The sequence below is a fragment of the Pseudomonas sp. 2822-17 genome, assembly GCF_002742485.1.
Taxonomy (GTDB): Bacteria; Pseudomonadota; Gammaproteobacteria; order Pseudomonadales; family Pseudomonadaceae; genus Aquipseudomonas; species Aquipseudomonas cyclaminis.
In genome coordinates, this window is record NZ_LJRZ01000033.1 from 1 (window position 1) to 230 (window position 230).

Below are 230 nucleotides of genomic sequence, written 5' to 3' on the forward strand. Positions count from 1 at the left end.
ATATATTGTATGTTGTTACATTGCTTGAGACCCAAGAGGAGGTGTTAATTTGACTTCACAAACTGCACTTATGTTCAATTTAGTGAACGAAGACAATGAAAAAAGTCCTGGTTTACTCATTTTGAATGAACAAGGTATCGTTCAATATTTAAATGAGGAAGGAAGTAGACTTTTAAATAAGAAAGCAGCAGTAAAACGAGGAGACAATATCTTTCAGACACCTTTAGCAC

The 230-nt window shown here is 33.9% G+C and carries 1 protein-coding gene; it reads left to right on the forward strand.

Annotated elements, in window-relative coordinates; genetic code table 11:
- Nucleotides 1-49: 49 nt before the first annotated feature.
- Nucleotides 50-230 (forward strand): hypothetical protein (locus tag AOA60_RS32040; protein ID WP_143522297.1); only part of this gene is annotated, 181 nt, incomplete at its 3' end.